The following is a 19,460-nucleotide window of genomic DNA, read 5'->3' as shown; positions in this document are numbered from 1 at the left end:
ACCCACTCGCGTAACCCCACACAGACCACAAACACGGCAGCACGACTTGGAGCACTCACCCTCGGGAGAGCACTCCGATGGCAAGCACCGCTGCCGCCATGCTGGCCGAAGCCCGCAAGTGGAAGGGCTACAAGGAAGGCGCCAGCAACCACACGAAGTTCGGGGAGTGGTACGCCACCCTCGTCAAGGACAAGTCCTTCGCCTACGCCGCCTGGTGCGACGAATACGTCTCCTACTGCGGCTACGCCTCCGGTAACGGGGACGTGGTCGGTCAGTTCGCCTACTGCCCCAGCCACGTCAACTTCTTCAAGAAGCGGGGCCAGTGGCACAAGGCGACCGAGGCCATCAAGCCCGGCGACATCCTGTTCTTCGACTGGAACGACGACGGTGTCGCCGACCACGTCGAGATCGCCACGGCCGCCTCCGCCCCCGGCGCTTCCGTTGCCACCATCGGCGGCAACACCTCGGCGGGCACCGCCGGTTCTCAGTCCAACGGTGACGGAGTCTACGAGCGAACGCGCTACCGCTCCGACATCCTCGGCTTCGGCCGGCCCGCCTATAAGGCAACGGCCCCCGCCGGTACCCCGGACACGAAGCCCCCCACCCCGGCCAAGACCTACACGCCGCCGACCTTCCCCAAGGGGCTGGCGCCCAACAAGTCGACACCGTCGGCGAAGACGCTCCAGAAGGCGCTCAAGGCCACCGGCTGGATGGGCAAGGACGTCGAGCTCTCCCACAACTACGGTCCCCGCACTCAGAAGGGCGTCGCCGGCTTCAACGCCAAGCACGGCCTGAACGACAAGGGGAAGACCTACGACCCGGCCATCGGGCCCAAGGGCTGGGCACTTCTGTTCACCCTGGCCTACGGCTGACAGGCAAAGAAAAGGCGAAAGGCCCCGAGAACATCCATCTCGGGGCCTTCGTGCTATTATGCACCAAGCGTCTGAATGGCCTGCGAGGAACGTCGGACGGGAACGCCCCCAAGGTGAGGAATCCCGTGTGACTCGCAGGCCATTGCTCTGCATACCGGCCGCTCTGCTGCTGACCCTCCTGCCGGTCTCCACCGCCGAGCAACACGGGACCGTGAAGGCCGCACCCGCGCCGACACCGACCGCCTCACCGCCCCCAACGCACAGCCCGCCGGCCTCCCCGACACCCACGCCCGCGGCCAGCACCCCCACGCCGTCCAAGATGCCGAAGTCCAGCAAGGCACCGCGCCCCACGGCCACCCGCTCCGCCACACCGCGCGTCTCGCGATCCACGACGACCTCGCGCCCGCCGGGCTACGGCTCACCCAAGGCGTACGCGCAGTCCGTCCTCAGCTCCACGCAATACGCCTGCGCCGACGCAGTCTTCACCCGCGAGAGCAACTGGAACCTGTACGCCACCAACCCCTCCTCGGGCGCGTACGGCATCGCCCAGGCGCTTCCCCCCACGAAATACGCCTCCGCCGGCTCCGACTGGCGCACCAACCCCATCACACAAGTCCGCTGGGGCATCACCTACATGGAGTCCCGGTACGGCAGCCCCTGCGGCGCCTGGGCGTTCTGGCAATCCCACCACTGGTACTGAGCAAGGATCATCACCACACATGGCCGAGTACATACGCCTACTGCTCTGCAAGACCTGCGGTTCCATGGAGGAGCTGCCCGACTACGAGGGCGACCCCCGCCAGGACTTCCTCCTCGACACCCTGGTCAAGCGGCACCGCAGCCCCGACGGCAACCCCCACATCGCGCACCCGCTGATGAGGGTGGAGAAGCGCCACTGGGACAGCCCCTCCACTCGCGAAGAAATCATCAAGCGCATCCGGGAGCAGACCGGACACACAGGCCTGGACCCCGCCTTCTACGAGGCGAAGAACACCTTCCAGGAAGACGCGATGACGTGCTGGCAGCAGCACAACCGGTCCATCACCTGCTCCGACTGGTGCACGGACAAGAAGCGGCTCACCCCCGACACCGCCGCCGAGCGCAAAGCGGCCGGCCTGCCCAAGTACCGGTCCTCCAAGGACATCTACCTCTGCCACTTCTGCCCAGTCGCCAACGCCGTGCGCCGAGCCGCGTACGACAAGGCCGTCTGATGCACCAGTACCCCGCCAAGATCTTGGCGATCGTGGACGGCGACACCGTAGACACCGAACTCGACCTCGGCTTCGACATCGTCACCCACCAGCGCATCCGCCTACTCGGTGTCAACGCGCCCGAGAAGAACACCCAGGCCGGCCGTGACGCCCGCCAGTTCGTCATCGACTGGGTGAAGCAACACGCCCCCGAGATCACCCTGCACACCGTGCAGACGGCCAAGGGCAGCGAGGCCCGCGAGAAGTACGGCCGCTACCTCGGCACCCTCACCGCCGCCGCGGCCAGCGAGTCCCTCAACGACACGCTCATCGCAGCCGGCCTGGCCAAGCCCTACGACGGCCACGGCCCCCGCACCTGAACCTCAACCCACACACACCGGGAGCACCACAGTGACCATCGACCTGTCCACCATCGCCAGCACCGCCGCCGACACCGTCGAGGAGCTGACCGACGACCAGCGTGAGCAGCTCAAGAAGATGGGGGAGGAGGCTGGCATCACCGAGGAGACCGGCACCCTCGCCGAGACCGCCTTCCTCGTTGTCATCACCCCCGAGGGCCAGGTCCTCGCCGAACCCGACCTGAACTCCAAGATCCGCACCCGCCGGCCGGCCAACCTCGACGACTTCCAGCGCGCCGGCCATGTCCTGGTCGACGACGCCATCGCGATCAAGACCGCATCCATCACCGGCCAGCAGATGATGCAGATGACCGCAGCCATGGTCGAGCAGCAGCGCACCACCGCCCTGGTCAACAGCCTGAAGCTGTGATCTTGAGGTACCCTAGGCTATGAGTTGAGCTTTCTTCCTCGGAGGGATGCTCTCTCCTCTCAAGGGAAGGCCCCCCGGAGACCACCAATCTCCATCAAAAGGGGGGCCTTCGCCTTTTCCGGGGCCCGAAATGCAGCCCCTTTGAATTATTCATATCGCCGGTAGAGTTCGGGATATGGAGACGAACAACTTCTACAGTCGTCTCGGGAACAACGCTCAGCCCATCAGGGACGGCGCGATCGGCGCCTCCGGCTATTTCTCCAGCCCGGCTGACCACCTTGACCCGAACCTCTTCGACGGCGACCACATCATCCCCGATGTCCGTAAGTGGCTCCTTGGCACCCTCTACGCGTTCTGGGACACCAGATACAACGCCCCAGGTCAGTGGTGCGAAGTGTGGCTCGCCGGCTCCGGCATCAGCTACCAGTGGGCCGCCGACCGTGGAAACGGAGACCTTGACGTATTGGTCGGCGTCGATTTCTCTTCCTTCGGTTGGTACAACCCCGACTACTCCGGAATGACCAGCCAGGAAATCGCTGACCTTTTCGACGAGGAACTCAAGGCAGAACTCTGGCCCGACACCGCTACCACGCAATTCGGCGACCGCGTCTACGAGGTCACCTACTACGTCAACCCCAACAGCCGCGACATCCGAAACATCAACCCCTACGCGGCCTACTCCCTCACCAGGGACGAGTGGACCGTCCGCCCGCCCGAGCTACCGGCCAACCCCCGCGACTCCTACTCGCAGGAGTTCAGGGACGCTGCCGCCCGCGACACTGACGAGGCCCAGCGCCTCGTCACGGCCTACAACACCCTTTCCCAGGAGATGCACGCTTCCCCGCAGGGCGGCGGCCACTGGGTCACCCTCGGCTCCCAGCTCAAGACGATCGTCGCCCAGGCCGCTCAGCTCTTCGACGACATCCACCTCGGCCGGCGCGCGGCCTTCGCCCCCGGTGGCAGCGGCTATGCCGACTTCGCCAACTACCGGTGGCAGGCCGGCAAGGAGTCCGGGGCCGTCGAGATGCTCCGAAGCATCAAGGACATCCAGGTCGCCACCCGCAATCAGGTAGAGACCGACACCTGGGGCCAGCCCATCAGCGACGCCCAGTTCGCCCTGCGCAACGCCGCCCTCTGGCGGTCACGGTGAACGTCGTCATCGCCATCGACGGCGTCCTCAAGCGCCCCGACAGTGACGCCGTCATCCCCGCCGGGCAGCTTCTCTACCACGGCCTCGCCGAAACCCACGTCGTCCACCTGGCCGACGAGCACGACACCTTCAACTCCTCGAAGGCCCTCGCGCAGAACTGGCTCAAGCGCTCCGGCTTCACCAAGCACATCCGCGTGATCAAGCCAAGCCCAAGCCAGCGCTACGGCCTTCTCGGTGGCCTCCAGTCCCTGCGAGCCGATCTCCACGTCGACCTGGTCGTCGTCGCCGATCCCACCGTTGCCGCCGACCTCCTCGCAGCCGGCTATACCACCGTCCTGTTCACCCACCCCCGCTACCACCGCCCGCAGTGGAAGCCCGACTACCGCGGCGAGCCCCGAGCGTGGGACAACCTCGTCGCCGAGATCGAGCAGCAGGACCAGCACTACGCCCAGGACGCCAGGCGCACCGCCGGCCCCCTGTAGGAGACAACCCTGTGAAGCTGTACCTGGCCGGCACAGAGATCCCGGCCTACCGCAGCCTGCTCGCCCAGGAGGGACACACCACCGTGGCCCTCTCCTATTGGGGCCTACGCAGGCGCACCAAGTTCACCAAGCCCTACGACCTGGCCGCCAAGTTCGGGGACGAGGCAGAGATCCTCGTCGACTCCGGCTGCCACTCCATCAACACCAAGCCCAACAGCGATCTATCCGACGCCGAGCTGAAGGACATCGCCGAGCACTACTACGAGGCCTTCGTCGCCCTCAACCTGGAGCGGCTCGCCTACTACGTCGAGTTCGACGCCCATCAGCTTGGCAACGATTGGATCACCCAGCAGCGCGAGCGCCTCGACCGGGACAAGGCCATAGTCGTCTGGCGTCCCGAGACCGGCCGCGAGGGTCTAGAGCAGCTCTGCCAGCACTGGCCGAACATCGGCCTCACCCAGGCCGGCATCGACCGGCTCGACGTCGCCCACCTCCTCGCCCACCTGTCCAGGACCACCAACACCCGCCTCTTCGGCCTCGGCATGACCAAGACGGCGGCCCTGGAGCACGGCCTCTGGTACGGCGCCGCCTCCACCTCGTGGATCTCTCCGAGCCAGTTCGGCGACACCATCGTCTGGGCCGGCAAGGAGTTGCACCGCTACCCCCGCCGGTACAAGGACATGGCCCGCAGCCGGCATAAGCACGCCATCGCTGACGCCGGCTTCGACGCCGACGCCGTCCTCGCCGACGACCCCACCGAGGTTCTGCGTGTCTCGATCTGGTCCTGGCGGCAGTTCACCGAGCACATCAACGCCAGAGGAGTAACTGCTGACGCGAAACCGCATACAGCCGAAAACGCGGACCCGACCTCCGAAGCAGTTGATCGACTGCCCGAACCGGCGCGGCACGCAGGAGTAACTCCCGTGCCCGTAGAACAGCGCGAGAAGCGTCCCTTCCCCGGCCTCGCCCTGGTCCAGGACACCGCCGAAGACGGCACTCTCGGACGGCCCGTCCTCAAGACCGTCGACCCCGGCGTCCGCACCTGTGACCGCTGCTATCTCTCCAGCAGTTGCCCCGCGTCCCAGCCCAATACGGCGTGCGCCTTCAGCCTCCCCGTCGAGATCCGCACCAAGGACCAGCGTGCCGACGTCGCCGCCGCGCTCCTTGAGATGCAGGCGGGGCGCGTCTTCAGCCTTCGGTTCGCCGAGGAACTGGAGGGTGGAATCACCAATCCGGTGCTCTCCGGTGAACTCGACCGCTTCAACAAGATGCTCAAGACGGTCGAGGACATGGCGGAGAACTCCTTTTCCGTAAAGATCACCGCCACTCAGAAGGGCGCCGCCGAGACCGGCCTCATCAGCCGGCTCTTCGGTCGTGACGAAGGCGAACAGGCTCGCGCCCTACCCGAGCCGGTCACGGTCGAGCGTGCCGCGATCGAGACGGGCTTCGTGGACGCCGAGGTGATCGAGGACAAGGCCGCATGACCATCACGAGTAACTGGACTGACATGGATGACACCAGCAACGACGGTCGTGTGACCGAGCGTCCCTGCCCGCACTGCAAGGGGCGCTGGCCTGACATGGACGCGTGCATCATCTGTGAAGGTGACGGCACTGTCGTGATCGACTGACCCCGAGCGCATGCAGGCCCCGACCGTCACGGTCGGGGCCTTGCGGTTGACCCACCCCAACTTGTGGAATAAGTTGTGGCACAAGTTGAGCAACAAGTTGGGAATGCCCCCAACCCATGGCCGGCATGCCCAGCCGGCGGCTCACGCCCCGAGTACGAATCGCAAGGAGCTGAGCATGGACGCGCCGGCAAAGGTCATCCCGCTGCACGAGAGAGACCGGGGCCCGAAGGTCGAGGTCCAGTGGACCCCCGAAGAGCAGAGCGATCCCGGCGCCTACCGAAAGCTCCTCGAACTCCTCTTCTTGCCGCGTACCGCGGATGACCAGGCAAAAGCTGCCTAACCAACAGTCAAAAACCGCCACACGTCGGTAAGATCCCCTGAAACACGAGTGACCCCGGCAGCTTGCGACGCGGACCGGGGTCACCCTGCCAGTCTCAGGGAGAACTGACGTGCCACAGACTCTCATATCCAGCATCGACGTCGTAGCCAGAGCAGGCATCGGCGTCGACACTTTGCGCGCCGTCGACTACCTTCGCGTCTCCACCGAGGAGCAGGCCAAGGGCTACGGCATCAGCTACACCAGCAAGCGCACCGCCCGTCACATCACCAACAAGGGCTGGGACCACGTCGGCACCTACGCCGACGAGGGCTACAGCGGCAGCCTCGACCACACCGAGCGCCCGGACCTCAAGCGCCTCATGGCGGACGCTCAGCAAATCCCGCGACCCTTCGACGTCGTCGTCGTTCCCGAAGAACGCGCCATCGGTCGACGCGACCGCGCCTTCTGGCCCTGGGTGTGGAAGCTCGAAGACCTCGGCATCTTCGTCGCCATCGTCCGCGGTGACTATGACAACACCACCGAGGCCGGCCGCTCCCGCATGCGCAAGGAAGCCGACCGCGCTGAGGACGAGCGCATCACCATCCGTGACCGCACCCAGGGCGGCCGGCAGGAGAAGGCGGAATTCGGGGGTCATGACGGCGGAGTTGCCCCCTACGGCTACCGCATCGAGAACAAGGGAAAGCGCGGCGAGAGCCGCCTCGTCCTCGACACCGGAGATGGTGACGAGGCGTACCCCACCCTCCACCGAGCCTGGAAGCACCTCGTCCAGGAGGGAATGAACCCTGCGGAGGTCGAAGACCTTTTCAACGCTGAAGGTGTGCGCGGCCCGACGAAGGACTACTGGCCGCGAGGCTCCCTCCGGCACGTCCTGACCGGCCGAGCCATCCAGGAGTCCAAGCGTGTCTTCCGCGACCCCAAGGGGACGAAGACCAAGGTCGGGCCCGACGGCCAGCCGATATACGGTGACACAGTCGTTATCGACCTCGACCCCGTCTTCACCCCGGAAGAACTCAAGCTCCTCAACATTGCCCTGGCCCGCACCTCCCGAGGGCCTCGCGAATCCGAGGACGAGATCCACCCGCTCAGCAAGCACATCTACGGGATGTGCGGGAGGCATTGGACCGGAGCCAGTAAGACTGGCCGCCGCCAGGTGCCTGTCTACCGCTGCACGGGCAAGATCGAGAAGTTCGTGGACGGCGTCAAGCAGGAGAAGTGCGACTGCGGGCAGATCGACGCCCAGACCCTGGAGAACCGGGTCTGGACAGAGATTTGCCGCCTCCTGGAGGACCCAGACCGACTCAAGCGCATGGCGCAGGACTGGGTCGACATGGCCAAGAACAGCGGCGTCGACTACAAGAAGCGGATCCTCGAACTCGACGAGAAGATCGAGGATCAGGAAGCGCTAATCGACGACACGACAGAGGCCACTGCTCGACGTGCCCGCCGGCGAGGACTCGACAAGCAGGCCACCCAGGATGCCATCGACCGTGCGACTCACGACCAGGAAGAGGAACTGGCACGTCTGGAGAAGCTCCGCAACGAGGCCATCTCCTGGCAGGAGGAGATGGATCGGAACATCGACACTGCCAGGGACCTTGAGGCGCTTGCCGGCATGGCGCGAGTTCAGCTCCACAGCATGGACGCTCGCCAGAAGGAGCACGTCGTCGACCTCCTCGATCTGAAGGTCACGATCCTCGGTCCGACGCCCCGTAAGACCCGCAGTGACGACAAGCTGAGCCAGTGGTTTCGCGACCGCGAACGGGTTGTACCTGACCTCACCGACGAGGCGTGGGCTCGTGTCGAGCACTTCTTCGTGGGCCGTCCGGGGCGTAGCGCTAGCAATCCGCGCGCCATGCTCGACTCCATCCTCACAAAGGCGCGCACGGGTTGCCCCTGGAGCGAACTGTCCTATGGCAAGGTGGCCGGTACCTGGAAGCAGATGCACCAGTCGGGAAGGTGGGACGCCATCATGGAGGCGCTCGCAGACTGCCCTGGTACGCCGCCGAGGGAGGACATCGTCCTGCCGCCGCTGAGGATCGAGGGGCGGGTCGACCCCCGCCTCCTCATTGCACAAGATATTGCTACTGATCAAGACGACGCGTTCAAATCCTCCGACTACAAGATCTCCCCTTTCGAGCTCGAAAGCGCGCTGCTGGAGCACGAGGCGGTCGCGGAGGCGGCCGTCGTCCCCGCGCCCGACCCCGTACGCCTCAGCGTGCCGAAGGCGTACGTCGTCCTCGCCGACGGCTGGGAGCCGGGCCCGGAGACGGCGCGGGTGCTGTTCGCGCACGCGCGCGCGGTCCTCGCCCCGTACAAGCGCATCCGCCGCATCGAGTTCGCCGACCTGCCCAAGACCGTCTCCGGCAAGATCCGCCGCATCGAACTGCGCGAGCGCACCGCCGCCGGGTCGGGCGCCGAGTACGACGAGAGGGAGCTGGGACGATGACTCCGTCGTACGCGCACGGGGTGAGCGGCACGGCCCTGCTCGGTGACACCATCGGCGCGAACCTGGCGCGGGCGGTGGAGCGCTTCCCCGACCGCGAGGCGCTCGTGGACGTGCCGTCGGGGCGGCGCTGGACGTACGCCGCGTTCGGCGCGGCGGTGGAGGAGCTGGCGCGCGGGCTGATGGCGGCCGGGGTCGGCAAGGGCGACCGGGTCGGGATCTGGGCGGTGAACCGCCCCGAGTGGGTGCTCACGCAGTACGCGACGGCACGGATCGGCGCCATCATGGTGAACATCAACCCCGCGTACCGCGCGCACGAGTTGGAGTACGTGCTCCGCCAGGCGGGGATCTCGCTGCTCGTCGCCTCCCTCGCGCACAAGACGAGCGACTACCGGGCCATGGTGGAGCGGGTCCGCGCCGACTGCCCGGAGCTGCGGGCCGTGCACTACATCGGCGACGCGTCCTGGGACGAGCTGGTGGCCGGGACGGTGCCGGAAGCGGAACTCGCCGCCCGGGAAGCCGGGTTGTCGTGCGACGACCCCGTCAACATCCAGTACACCTCCGGCACCACCGGCTTCCCCAAGGGCGCCACCCTCAGCCACCACAACATCCTCAACAACGGCTACTTCGTGGGCGAGCTGCTCGGCTACACCGAGCGCGACCGCATCTGCATCCCCGTCCCGTACTACCACTGCTTCGGCATGGTGATGGGCAATCTCGCCGCCACCTCCCACGGCGCCACCATGGTGATCCCGGCGCCGTCGTTCGAGCCGGCCGCCACCCTGCGCGCCGTCCAGCAGGAGCGGTGCACCTCGCTGTACGGCGTACCGACGATGTTCATCGCCGAGCTGAACCTGCCCGACTTCGCCTCGTACGACCTCTCCTCGCTGCGCACCGGGATCATGGCGGGTTCGCCGTGCCCGGTGGAGGTGATGAAGCGGGTCGTCGCGGAGATGCACATGGCGGAGGTGTCGATCTGCTACGGCATGACGGAGACCTCGCCGGTGTCCACGCAGACGCGCCGCGACGACGACCTGGAGCGCCGCACCGGCACGGTCGGCCGGGTCATGCCGCACGTGGAGGTCAAGATGGTCGACCCGGCGACGGGCGTGACCGTGGAGCGCGGCGAGCCGGGCGAGCTGTGCACCCGCGGCTACGGCGTGATGCTCGGCTACTGGGACGAGCCGGAGAAGACGGCCGAGGCGATCGACGCGGGGCGCTGGATGCACACGGGCGACCTGGCGGTGATGGGCGAGGACGGGTACGTCAGGATCGTCGGTCGCATCAAGGACATGATCATCCGGGGCGGTGAGAACGTGTACCCGCGCGAGATCGAGGAGTTCCTGTACGCCCACCCCAAGATCGCCGAGGTGCAGGTGGTGGGCGTGCCGGACGAGCGGTACGGCGAGGAGATCCTGGCCTGCGTGATCCCGCGCGACCCGGCGGACCCGCCGACGCTCGAGGAGATCACCGCGTACTGCCGCGAACGACTGGCCCACTACAAGGTCCCGCGCCGGGTGGAGGTCCTGGACGCCTTCCCGATGACGGTCAGCGGGAAGGTGCGGAAAGTGGAGCTGCGGGAGCGGTACGGGGTGCGGTGAGGCTTCGCGGCTCGGGCCTTGGACCTCGGGCTTCGGCTTCGGGTTTCGGGCGCGGCCCGGGCCGCGCCCGGCGACGCTTACGCGCCCCGCGCCAGCAGTTCGTCGGCCGAGCTGTTGACGGGCTGCGGCGTGCCCGTCAGGTCCATCACGAAGAGCGGCAGCCGGAGGTCGTCCGCGCGGGCGCGGGCGGCCTCGTCGTACCCGGCGAGTGAGAACGAGACGCTCACCGCCTCGGCCGCCAGGCCGTTGAGCCACAGGCACTCGACGGCGCGCAGCGACACGGGCCTGGTCGTCGGGTCGACCTGGGCGACGAGCCCCGGCCCGCGCAGGTCGATGCCGGACGACCCCACCGGGCGCTCGTCCGGCTGGACGACCTCCCGGAAGCCGAGCCAGCGCAGATAGCGGGCCGCCGCGGTGACGGCGTCCCGCGCCGTGCGGATGGTGACCGGACGGAAGGAGGGGCGCGGCACCGCCGCGGTGCGCGGCAGCGGGATGTGCGAGGGGGACGAGGGGGACGAGGGGGACGAGGGGGACGACGGTGCGGGGGCCGAGGAGGGCGCCGGGGCCTGCGCCGGCACCCTGGTGACGCCCGTCGTGGTCGCGGTGGGGCCGGCCGCGGGCCCCGCTCCACGCCCTCGCCCACGACGACCCCCTTCACTCCGTGACCCATCGTCCACGACGCGTGGCTCCTTGGGGAGGTCTTCGGCCATTGCGGCCCGAGTCGAGCGGTCGCCGCTTGACGCCATCGGCGCAACGACCCTAAATTGTTCCACATAACAGAAGTACACTTCCGCATTACGGAATCGACGCTCTCAGGTGGCGCGACAGAGCCCGATCCGCCAGGCCGAAGCAGGAGCACTCCATGCCTCGTATGACCGCTGCCCGAGCGGCAGTTGAGATCCTCAAGCGTGAGGGCATCACCAACGCGTTCGGGGTCCCGGGCGCGGCCATCAACCCCTTCTACAAGGCGCTGAAGGAGGGCGGTGGCATCAGCCACACGCTCGCCCGCCACGTCGAGGGCGCGTCCCACATGGCCGAGGGCTACACCCGGGCCAAGGCCGGCAACATCGGTGTCTGCATCGGCACCTCCGGCCCCGCCGGCACCGACATGATCACCGGCCTGTACTCCGCGATCGCCGACTCGATCCCGATCCTGTGCATCACCGGCCAGGCCCCGGTCTCGAAGCTCCACAAGGAGGACTTCCAGGCCGTCGACATCGCCGCGATCGCCAAGCCCGTCACCAAGGCGGCGACCACGGTCCTCGAGGCCGCGCAGGTCCCGGGCGTCTTCCAGCAGGCCTTCCACCTGATGCGCTCCGGCCGTCCCGGCCCGGTCCTCATCGACCTGCCGATCGACGTCCAGCAGACCGAGATCGACTTCGACCCGGAGACGTACGAGCCGCTCCCGGTCTACAAGCCGCAGGCCACCCGCGCCCAGGCCGAGAAGGCCATCCGGTTCCTGCTGGAGTCGGAGCGCCCGCTCATCGTCGCCGGTGGCGGCATCATCAACGCCGACGCGTCCGACCTGCTGGTCGAGTTCGCCGAGCTGGTGAACGTCCCGGTCATCTCCACCCTGATGGGCTGGGGCACCATCCCCGACGACCACGAGCTGGCCGCCGGCATGGTCGGTGTCCAGACCGCGCACCGCTACGGCAACGCGACGTTCCTGGAGTCGGACTTCGTCCTCGGCATCGGCAACCGCTGGGCCAACCGCCACACCGGCTACAACATGGAGGCCTACACCAAGGGCCGCAAGTTCGTCCACGTCGACGTCGAGCCGACCCAGATCGGCAAGATCTTCGCCCCCGACTACGGCATCGCCTCCGACGCCAAGGTCGCGCTCGAGCTCTTCATCGAGGTGGCGAAGGAGCTCAAGGCCGCGGGCGAGCTCCCGGACTTCAGCGCCTGGGCCGCCTCCGCGCAGGAGCGCAAGGCCACCCTGCAGCGCCGCACGCACTTCGACAACATCCCGATGAAGCCGCAGCGCGTGTACGAGGAGATGAACAAGGCCTTCGGCCCGGAGACGCGCTACGTCACCACCATCGGCCTCTCCCAGATCGCGGCCGCGCAGTTCCTGCACGTCTACCGCCCGCGCCACTGGATCAACTGCGGCCAGGCCGGCCCGCTCGGCTGGACCATCCCGGCCGCGATCGGTGCCGCCGTCGCCGACCCGGAGACCCCGATCGTCGCGCTCTCCGGCGACTACGACTTCCAGTTCATGATCGAGGAACTGGCCGTCGCCGCGCAGCACAAGGTCCCCTACGTCCACGTGCTCGTGAACAACGCCTACCTCGGCCTGATCCGTCAGGCGCAGGTCAACCTGGACATCAACTTCCAGGTCAACCTCGAGTTCGAGAACATCAACACTCCCGAGATCGGCGTCTACGGCGTCGACCACGTCAAGGTCGCCGAGGGCCTGGGTGTCAAGGCCATCCGCGTCACCGACCCGAACGAGCTCGGTGCCGCCCTCGAGGAGGCCAAGAAGCTGGCGCAGGAGTACCAGGTCCCGGTGGTCGTCGAGGCCATCCTGGAGCGCATCACCAACATCGCGATGAGCAAGACGGTCGACATGAGCAATGTCACCGAGTTCGAGGAGCTGGCGACCGAGCCGGGCCACGCCCCGACGGCGATCCGCCCGCTCGCCTGACCGGCGAACCGAACCACACATCCGGGGGGAGAACGGCCCCCGCCCCGAGCACACCGCTCGGGGCGGGGGCCGCGCCGCGTTGCGGGGCCTTCCGGCTCAGCTCAGCCGGGCCAGCGCAGGGCGCGCAGGACGCGGTGCTCCACGCGGGCGGCGCGGTCCGCCTTGATCTCCACTTTCAGCTGTACGTCGGCGGGCAGGCTGCCGTTGCGCGTGGCGGCCACGTTGAGCACCCCGTCGGGGCCGATCACGCCGCAGTCGATGGGCAGGTCGTGCGACCGGTGCTTGGTGGACAGCGCCAGATTGAGGAACCGCAGGGTGACCCGGGTACCGGCCTGGCCGCGGACCGTGGCGTACGCGGTGACCGTGTACGCGCACGGGCCCTGGAGCAGCGCGGTGTCCTTGGCCATCTGCAGCAGCAGGTACTGCCCCGCCGCGAGGGCCGGGCCGCCGGACACGGACTCGGTGATGACGCTCGGCATGGGGTCCTCCTGTGTGGGGGGCGGGGACTGGCCGCTCGCCCGGGCGACGATCCCGGGGAAGACGACGTTCTTGAACTGGCGCACGCGCGCGTCGCCGGGGCAGGCCGTGCCGGACACGGCCCAGGCGCTGTGCAGCCGGTGGTAGCCGTAACCGGGGTCCGAGGCGCTGCGGCAGACGCGCAACGGGATGCCGTGGCGCTGGTGCAGCCACACGCCCAGCCGGATGAGCTGCTCGACCTGCTTGTCCGTCCACGGGTCGGTGTGCTGGAGGTTCGACGCGGTCTCGATGGACACGGCCCCGGTGCCGTCGGGCCGCCGGTTGGCCTGGTAGTTGGCGTCGGCGCGGGTCTCGGTGCCGATGTACTGGGCGAGGTCGCCCGCGTAACCGAGCCCGAAATGACTCTCCAGATTGGTCGAGTCGCGCCAGTACTCGTACATCCGGCGCGCGGTCCAGGGCGCGGCGATGCTGTGCAGGATGAACTGGGTGGGCCGGATCGCCGGTTGGCCGTCGGACTCCGGCTGTAACTCCATGCGGGTGGCGGCGGGATACCACGCCATGGGGACCCCCTTCGGTCGGGGTGGGGGAGGGGGAAACGTCGCCGGTCGTGTCAGGTGCACGACTGCGAGTGATGCTCGGTGAGGTAATACCCACTCTCCGTAGTCGTCACCCTTCGTGCGGGAGGGTTCCGATGTGCGTATCCGGCGAATCCTGGGTACCCGGGTTCTCATGGCCGATGGGATTGTGGACTCGGACGAACTGCTCCGCCGTATCCGACTCGCCCGGGACTGGGCGCGGCAGCAGGAGGAGCAGGTGACGGATGAAGGCACAGCGGAGACCTACCGCGTGGTGCGCTCGGTTTTGGACGTGATCGTGGACCCGACCCACCACTGACCCCTCATGGGACGCTTCCCGACCGGCCGCGCGCCGCCGCGGCCGAGCGGGCGGTGGTGTCAGGGCAAGGGGTCACCTCCGCTCGGCAGTCTCGCGGGGGTCGTCGGCGGTGATGAGGTCGATGAGCCGGCGGGCCTGTTCTCCAGCCGGTTCGTCCCGGGTGACGGGCAGGTCGAAGACGAAGTCGGAGAGGGGCGCCACTGTGTTGCGACGGCGGCTGAAGTGCACCTTCACCCCTTCGGGTGCGTCGCGCCGGAGCTCCACACGGTTCACAACGCATTCCCACCGCTCGAACCAGCCACTGCTCACGAGTTCCTGGCACAGCAGCCGGGCGACGGTGTCCACGGGCTCCTCCCAGCTGGTGTCGGCGACGGCACGTGCCAGCTCGGCGTCGTACTGAGCCGCATCGAAATGGACGTCCACGGGGACAGGTACCCGGGTGTCGTCCGTGTTCAGCCAGGACGACCACACCACGCGGTTGCCCTGCCGTTGGATGGTGACGAAGACGCCCCCGCAGCAGCCGGTGTCGCAGTCGTTGTTGGAGAGTTCGATCTGGCGGGGTTCCTCCAGCGCTGCCAACGGCCACTCCTCGGCCGGCCCGAACCACTTCCGGCGTGAGCAACTCGCCACCCCGTCGGGATGGATCTCTCCGAGCACGTCCCGGCCGTCGATCAGTGGGCGCACGTCCGCCCACTGCTCTATCGCGAGAGATGCGGTATCGCATGCCTCAGGGCGAGCGTGCTGATACGCGTGGACTGGTCCATGCGATCAATGATCGATGACGGCGGCACGTAGGTACATTCTCTTCGGAGTCAGCTCGTCGGTTTGATGACGCGGCTTGGTGCGTGGAGCCACACCTCCTGGTGTGAGGCGCGCACGGTGAGGCCGAATTCGGTCAGCTCGGGGCTGCCGAGGTGGTCGTATTCCTGCCAGGTGTGCTCGATCTCGCTCCACAGGTCCCGTGGTCCGTACTGCCACACCTCGTCACCGGTGGCCGTGGCCGCTGAGCCTTCGCAGTCCTGCGCCCACACCTGCACGGTGCCGTTCTTCTCGCTGTGCCACAGCCGCACGTCCGGAAGGCGGGTGCCCGCGTAGAGCGCGAAGCCGAGGGAGAGCCCCTGTCGCGGCTGCACCGTGTTCTTGGACGCGCGGGCGGTGGAGTCGTCCACCGGAGCGGCCGCGGGGGCCCGGTGGGAGCGCATCGGCATGTACGAGGCACCGCTGTGGAAGTACCCGGAGGCGGCGCCGTCGTCGCCTACGCGTAGGCGTACGAGCGCGCCGCTCCAGAAGTCCCGCGCCATGGGGGCGACGATGAGGCCGCCGGGACGTACCTGCTGCACCAGTTCGTACGGGATGCGGCGCAGGGCGCAGGTGGCGATGAGCCTGTCGAACGGAGCCTCGTCGGGCCACCCGCAAGCTCCGTCGCCGCAGGCGAGGTTCGGGGTGTAGCCGGCCGCGCGCAGGGTGGCGGCCGCGTGGTGGGCGAGCCCCGGGTCGATCTCGATGCTGTACACGTGTGCATCGCCCAGGCGCCGGGACAGCAGCGCGGCCACGTACCCGGAGGCGGTGCCGATCTCCAGCACCCGGTTGCCCGGCTCGACGTCGAGGAGCCGCAGCATGCGGGCGACCATGGACGGCTGGGAGTTGGAGGAGGTGGCGGTACCGGGGCCGTCGGCGTGTCCGTCGTCGAGCTGGATGACGACGGGCTCATCGCTGTGGATGAGGGCGAGTCGGTCGGCCCCGGTGGTGATGGGCACGCATTCGGTGGGGCCCTGGCGCCAGATCCGCTGGGGGATGAACGGCTCGCGGGGTACGGCGTGCCACACCGCGCGCCAGTCTTCGTCGAGCAGGCCGCGCTCGTAGAGGTCCTCCACGAGCGCGGCGTGCCCGCCCTTGGGGGCGGTCGTCACGGCATCAGCTCCCGGTGTGCTTGCTCGGCCCGGAACCGTCGGGGGACGGCGGGGCGGGCGGCGGCGTCCACGGCTTGTCGGACGGCTCGCCGCCGTGCTTGCCGCTGTCGGCCATCGGGTCGCTCATCTGTGCCTCCTGTGTAGGTGGTGCCGGGTGTGGCGAGGTTCAATGTCGGTGCTCGATCGTGGTGCGCCGGGTGTACGGGGCGTCGCGCGGTCCGCAGTCCGGATGCCGGTAGTCGTCTGGACGGACGCCGGACCCGCACTCGATGGGCGCCGGCTTCTCGGCCTCGCCGTGGATCGGGCGGCCGCAGTGCACGCAGTAGCGTGCGCCGCCGTTCGATCCCGTCATGGCCTCCTCCGCTCGTACGCGCGGCGCAGGTGGTCGCGCAGGAGACTGGGGTCCGTCAGCACGCCGTCGCCGGTCGGCGGATACAGCCACGTCCGGCCGCGCCCCGTCACACCGGGCGCCGGGCAGAGCAGCGCGCCGCCGCGCCCCACGCACACCGTGCCGCGCAGGTCCTCCCACGTCTCCACCGCACCCGCCGGTACGAGGAACTCGACGGTCTGGCGGGGCCGGCAGTACAGCACGGGCCCGAGCGAGGCGGGCATGTTGGCCAGCTCGTCCAGGGCCCGCATGCCGAGCGAGTCGGTGGCGCGCAGAACGTCGAACCGTACGTCGGCGAGGTGGTCGGGGTTGTCGGCCCACTGGGTCAGGATGATCGACGGCGGGTCCATCACGGACGCGAGCCACAGGGCTCCGGTGTTGATCCGGCTGCCTCCCGGGGTAGCGGCCCTCACAGTGTCAACTCCCGGGTGGTGGGCGCCAATACGGCGTACAGCGGCCGGACGCCACGTTTCTGGGCGCACGCGCGGTGGGCGAACACGTGCCGGACGGCGCCCTCGGCGTCTTTGGCTTCGCGGACACACACGTCCGCGCCCGGGTACGGGCAGTACGCACAGGGCCGGTTCATACCAACCGCCGGTGAGACGCGCATACGACGATGGGCCACACGTGGTCCCGAGGCGGAGCCGGGTAGGGCGGTGCGCTCCTGTCGTTCATGGGGAGATAGTGGCCCGCACGAGAGGCCGGAAGTGACACACCTTGTGTCACCCTGTCACACGGCCCCGATCCACTCCGCGAAGGACGTCAGGCTCTCGGCGTCCGAGCGCTTCAGGCGCCGGAGGGTCGCTGCGCTCTCCCGGGCCCAGGGGTGCTCGCGGGTGTGCTGCGGGGCGATGCGGCGCGCCAGCCTGAGCGATGCGAAAGCGTGGTCGTATTGGCCGGCCCAGAGCTGCGCGCGCGCCACCTCGATGTAGAAACCGCTGCGTCGCTCGGCGGGCAGGACCTCAGAGGGTTTCCATTGCCGCGCGACCCCGAGCGCGTTGGCGATGTGATCACCTCCGAGGCTGACGGCCACGGAAACCCGGTGGATGCGCACGGAGTCCGGGCCGAAGGAAGTACCGGCGTATACACGCTCCCGTAGGCCCTCGGCGAGCCGCTGCGCCTCGTCGAGATGCTCGATGGCGGCAGCCGCGTCACCGGCACGTCCCGCGACGACCGCCGCACGCATGTGAAGGGCTCCGTGGGCTGCGGAGGTTCGCTCCTCCCGCGGGCTCGGTGCGGCATCGATAGCGGCGTGCAGGGAGCGCAGCCCGGCCTCGTGGGCGCGGGCGGCGAAGAAGACTTCGGTGCGTACGTACGCGGTGGTAGCGGGCCAGGGGGTCGCTGGTCCGGGGGGCTGCCCATCGCATCAGCTCGATGAGCCGCGCGGACAGGTCGCGGGCACCGAACTTGTACGCCACGGCGTCGGCGGAGCGAGCCACGGACAAGAGGACGGAGGCCGCGCGTGCCCGTTCTCTCGGCGGCGCCGAGTGAAGAGCCGCCGCCGCATCGGCCACGAGCCCTGGTGCTGCGGCGGCGAGGCGTACGTATTGCGCGCCCAGACGCCAGCCCTGCGCCTCTTCGGCTGCGGCCTCCAGGGCGATGAGGGGCCGGTCGGGTGGTGCATCGGGGATGTCGTACGAGGCGATGGCCGCCGACAGAGCGGGCAGCGTCGCGCGTACCCGCCCGTCGGTACGGGTTCGATCGGCGACCAGCCGACTCGGGTCCAGGTCGAGTGCGGCAGCGATCGCGTCGAGGGTGTCGTCGCTCGGTGCGCGGGTACCTTGCTCGATTTTCCGCAACATGCTCAGGGAGATGTGCGCCTGCGCGGCGAGATCGAGTTGAGACAAGCGGCGGGCACGGCGCGCCGTAGCGACGCGTTTGCCCACCTCGCGCATGGGGTCCGGCATACCGGCACAGTAGCGGCGGCGACGTCTCGCCCGGTAGTTGATGCACTGCGCCGGGTAATCACCCGGCGACGATGTCCAGCAGGTCGAGGAGGCTGTCGATGCTGTAGTCGGCAGCCTCGCGCACCTGTGGGTCATCGGCCCACAAATGGCCCCACGGGCCACGGCGCAGGTGCGCGGTGACCAGGCCGGCCTTGCGGGCGGGGAAGACGTCGTTCGCCGGGTGGTCCCCGACGTAGAGCGTTTCACCCGGCGCCGCTTTCCCCGCGTCCAGGACGCGTGCGTAGAAGTCCGGATGCGGCTTGGCGACTCCCCACTCGCCACTGGTCGCGAGCTGGTCCACGGGCAGGTCGAGCGCGCGCAGCAAGGCGCCGGCGCGGCGGGTCTGGTTCCCGGCGATGATCACGCGGACCCCGGCGTCGCGCAGAGCGTTCAGGGCGGGCCGGACGTCGTCGTACAGGTCGCCGTCGTCGAGCTGTTCTCCCTGGCCGGCGGCCTCTCGCGCGCGATACTCGGCGCCGATGTCGATGCCGGGGCGCAGAAGCCGGATCGCGTCGGCGTTGTCCCGCCCCTGTGCCGTGACGGCACCCACCAGGGCGGCGAGGGTGTGTCGCGGCACACCGAGCCAGTCTGCCCAGGACGCCCAGTAGCGGTCATCGCGCACCAGGGTCTCACCGATGTCGAGTGCGACTACACGGATCATGTGCGGCAGCGTAGACGGCGCGCGGAAACGTACGAAGCGC

At 68.5% G+C, this 19,460-nt stretch carries 23 protein-coding genes and 1 pseudogene; 14 read left to right on the top strand and 10 right to left on the bottom strand.

Annotated elements, in window-relative coordinates; all coding sequences use genetic code 11:
- Positions 1–77 precede the first annotated feature (77 nt).
- The 12 genes from AB0A69_RS07510 (at position 78) to AB0A69_RS07455 (ending at position 10,497) form a co-directional block, all read left to right on the top strand.
- Entirely contained in the window at positions 78–872 is a 795-nt protein-coding gene (locus AB0A69_RS07510; protein ID WP_361416339.1) for a CHAP domain-containing protein, read from the top strand.
- A 127-nt stretch (positions 873–999) separates the two neighbouring features.
- Positions 1,000–1,572 carry a transglycosylase SLT domain-containing protein gene (locus AB0A69_RS07505; protein ID WP_361416337.1) on the top strand — a complete coding sequence of 191 codons (573 nt, stop codon included), beginning with the start codon at positions 1,000–1,002 and terminating at the stop codon, positions 1,570–1,572.
- A gap of 19 nt (positions 1,573–1,591) precedes the next feature.
- On the top strand, positions 1,592–2,083 hold the full coding sequence (locus AB0A69_RS07500; protein WP_361416335.1) for a hypothetical protein: 492 nt from the start codon (positions 1,592–1,594) through the stop codon (positions 2,081–2,083).
- Entirely contained in the window at positions 2,083–2,442 is a 360-nt protein-coding gene (locus AB0A69_RS07495; protein ID WP_361416333.1) for a thermonuclease family protein, read from the top strand. The genes AB0A69_RS07500 and AB0A69_RS07495 overlap by 1 nt, the downstream gene beginning before the upstream one ends.
- Positions 2,443–2,473: 31 nt before the next feature.
- Positions 2,474–2,851: a hypothetical protein gene (locus AB0A69_RS07490; protein WP_361416331.1), complete on the top strand. Its 378-nt coding sequence runs from the start codon at positions 2,474–2,476 to the stop codon at positions 2,849–2,851.
- Positions 2,852–3,026: 175 nt separating this feature from the next.
- Positions 3,027–4,001 carry a hypothetical protein gene (locus tag AB0A69_RS07485; protein ID WP_361416329.1) on the top strand — a complete coding sequence of 325 codons (975 nt, stop codon included), beginning with the start codon at positions 3,027–3,029 and terminating at the stop codon, positions 3,999–4,001.
- A complete protein-coding gene (locus AB0A69_RS07480; protein WP_361416327.1) occupies positions 3,998–4,483 on the top strand; it encodes a hypothetical protein in 486 nt (161 codons plus the stop codon). Before AB0A69_RS07485 ends, AB0A69_RS07480 begins: the two co-directional genes overlap by 4 nt.
- A gap of 11 nt (positions 4,484–4,494) precedes the next feature.
- On the top strand, positions 4,495–5,967 hold the full coding sequence (locus tag AB0A69_RS07475; RefSeq protein ID WP_361416326.1) for a hypothetical protein: 1,473 nt from the start codon (positions 4,495–4,497) through the stop codon (positions 5,965–5,967).
- Complete coding sequence (locus tag AB0A69_RS07470) at positions 5,964–6,113, top strand: hypothetical protein (protein ID WP_361416324.1); 150 nt, start codon at positions 5,964–5,966, stop codon at positions 6,111–6,113. Before AB0A69_RS07475 ends, AB0A69_RS07470 begins: the two co-directional genes overlap by 4 nt.
- 175 nt (positions 6,114–6,288) lie before the next feature.
- Complete coding sequence (locus tag AB0A69_RS07465; protein WP_361416322.1) at positions 6,289–6,453, top strand: hypothetical protein; 165 nt, start codon at positions 6,289–6,291, stop codon at positions 6,451–6,453.
- Positions 6,454–6,562: 109 nt separating this feature from the next.
- Positions 6,563–8,899, top strand: coding sequence for a recombinase family protein (locus AB0A69_RS07460; protein WP_361416321.1), 2,337 nt, complete (start codon positions 6,563–6,565; stop codon positions 8,897–8,899).
- The gene (locus tag AB0A69_RS07455) at positions 8,896–10,497 is read left to right on the top strand and encodes an AMP-binding protein (RefSeq protein ID WP_361416319.1); all 1,602 of its coding nucleotides are present in this window, start codon (positions 8,896–8,898) and stop codon (positions 10,495–10,497) included. The genes AB0A69_RS07460 and AB0A69_RS07455 overlap by 4 nt, the downstream gene beginning before the upstream one ends.
- A gap of 77 nt (positions 10,498–10,574) precedes the next feature.
- Here AB0A69_RS07455 and AB0A69_RS07450 read toward each other — a convergent pair.
- Positions 10,575–11,000 (bottom strand): annotated as a pseudogene (locus tag AB0A69_RS07450) (hypothetical protein); the annotation flags it as partial.
- A 359-nt stretch (positions 11,001–11,359) separates the two neighbouring features.
- On the opposite strand from AB0A69_RS07450, the gene gcl reads away from it, so the two are divergent.
- Entirely contained in the window at positions 11,360–13,144 is a 1,785-nt protein-coding gene (gcl, locus tag AB0A69_RS07445; RefSeq protein WP_361416317.1) for a glyoxylate carboligase, read from the top strand.
- A 101-nt stretch (positions 13,145–13,245) separates the two neighbouring features.
- On the opposite strand, the gene AB0A69_RS07440 is transcribed toward gcl, so the two are convergent.
- Positions 13,246–14,181 carry an N-acetylmuramoyl-L-alanine amidase gene (locus tag AB0A69_RS07440; RefSeq protein ID WP_361416315.1) on the bottom strand — a complete coding sequence of 312 codons (936 nt, stop codon included), beginning with the start codon at positions 14,179–14,181 and terminating at the stop codon, positions 13,246–13,248.
- Positions 14,182–14,350: 169 nt separating this feature from the next.
- On the opposite strand from AB0A69_RS07440, the gene AB0A69_RS07435 reads away from it, so the two are divergent.
- Positions 14,351–14,515: a hypothetical protein gene (locus AB0A69_RS07435; protein WP_361416313.1), complete on the top strand. Its 165-nt coding sequence runs from the start codon at positions 14,351–14,353 to the stop codon at positions 14,513–14,515.
- 72 nt (positions 14,516–14,587) lie between these two features.
- On the opposite strand, the gene AB0A69_RS07430 is transcribed toward AB0A69_RS07435, so the two are convergent.
- The 8 genes from AB0A69_RS07430 to AB0A69_RS07395 all read right to left on the bottom strand — a co-directional run bounded on the left by AB0A69_RS07430 (position 14,588) and on the right by AB0A69_RS07395 (position 19,420).
- Positions 14,588–15,094 carry a hypothetical protein gene (locus tag AB0A69_RS07430; protein ID WP_361416311.1) on the bottom strand — a complete coding sequence of 169 codons (507 nt, stop codon included), beginning with the start codon at positions 15,092–15,094 and terminating at the stop codon, positions 14,588–14,590.
- 233 nt (positions 15,095–15,327) lie between these two features.
- Entirely contained in the window at positions 15,328–16,425 is a 1,098-nt protein-coding gene (locus AB0A69_RS07425; RefSeq protein WP_361416309.1) for a methyltransferase domain-containing protein, read from the bottom strand.
- A gap of 4 nt (positions 16,426–16,429) precedes the next feature.
- Entirely contained in the window at positions 16,430–16,552 is a 123-nt protein-coding gene (locus AB0A69_RS07420) for a hypothetical protein (RefSeq protein ID WP_361416307.1), read from the bottom strand.
- Between the two features lie 39 nt (positions 16,553–16,591).
- A complete protein-coding gene (locus AB0A69_RS07415) occupies positions 16,592–16,777 on the bottom strand; it encodes a hypothetical protein (protein ID WP_361416305.1) in 186 nt (61 codons plus the stop codon).
- Positions 16,774–17,226: a hypothetical protein gene (locus AB0A69_RS07410; RefSeq protein ID WP_361416303.1), complete on the bottom strand. Its 453-nt coding sequence runs from the start codon at positions 17,224–17,226 to the stop codon at positions 16,774–16,776. Before AB0A69_RS07410 ends, AB0A69_RS07415 begins: the two co-directional genes overlap by 4 nt.
- Before the next feature lie 317 nt (positions 17,227–17,543).
- On the bottom strand, positions 17,544–17,999 hold the full coding sequence (locus AB0A69_RS07405; protein ID WP_361416301.1) for a hypothetical protein: 456 nt from the start codon (positions 17,997–17,999) through the stop codon (positions 17,544–17,546).
- Entirely contained in the window at positions 17,965–18,708 is a 744-nt protein-coding gene (locus AB0A69_RS07400; RefSeq protein ID WP_361416873.1) for a helix-turn-helix transcriptional regulator, read from the bottom strand. Before AB0A69_RS07400 ends, AB0A69_RS07405 begins: the two co-directional genes overlap by 35 nt.
- A gap of 70 nt (positions 18,709–18,778) precedes the next feature.
- Positions 18,779–19,420 (bottom strand): HAD family hydrolase, encoded by a 642-nt coding sequence (locus AB0A69_RS07395; RefSeq protein ID WP_361416299.1) that lies wholly within the window; start codon positions 19,418–19,420, stop codon positions 18,779–18,781.
- Positions 19,421–19,460 lie beyond the last annotated feature (40 nt).

Source organism: Streptomyces sp. NPDC045431, from assembly GCF_040646655.1.
Lineage (GTDB): Bacteria > Actinomycetota > Actinomycetes > Streptomycetales > Streptomycetaceae > Streptomyces.
The sequence above is the reverse complement of the archived record's forward strand: the minus strand, read 5'-3'. Positions and strand labels throughout refer to the sequence as shown.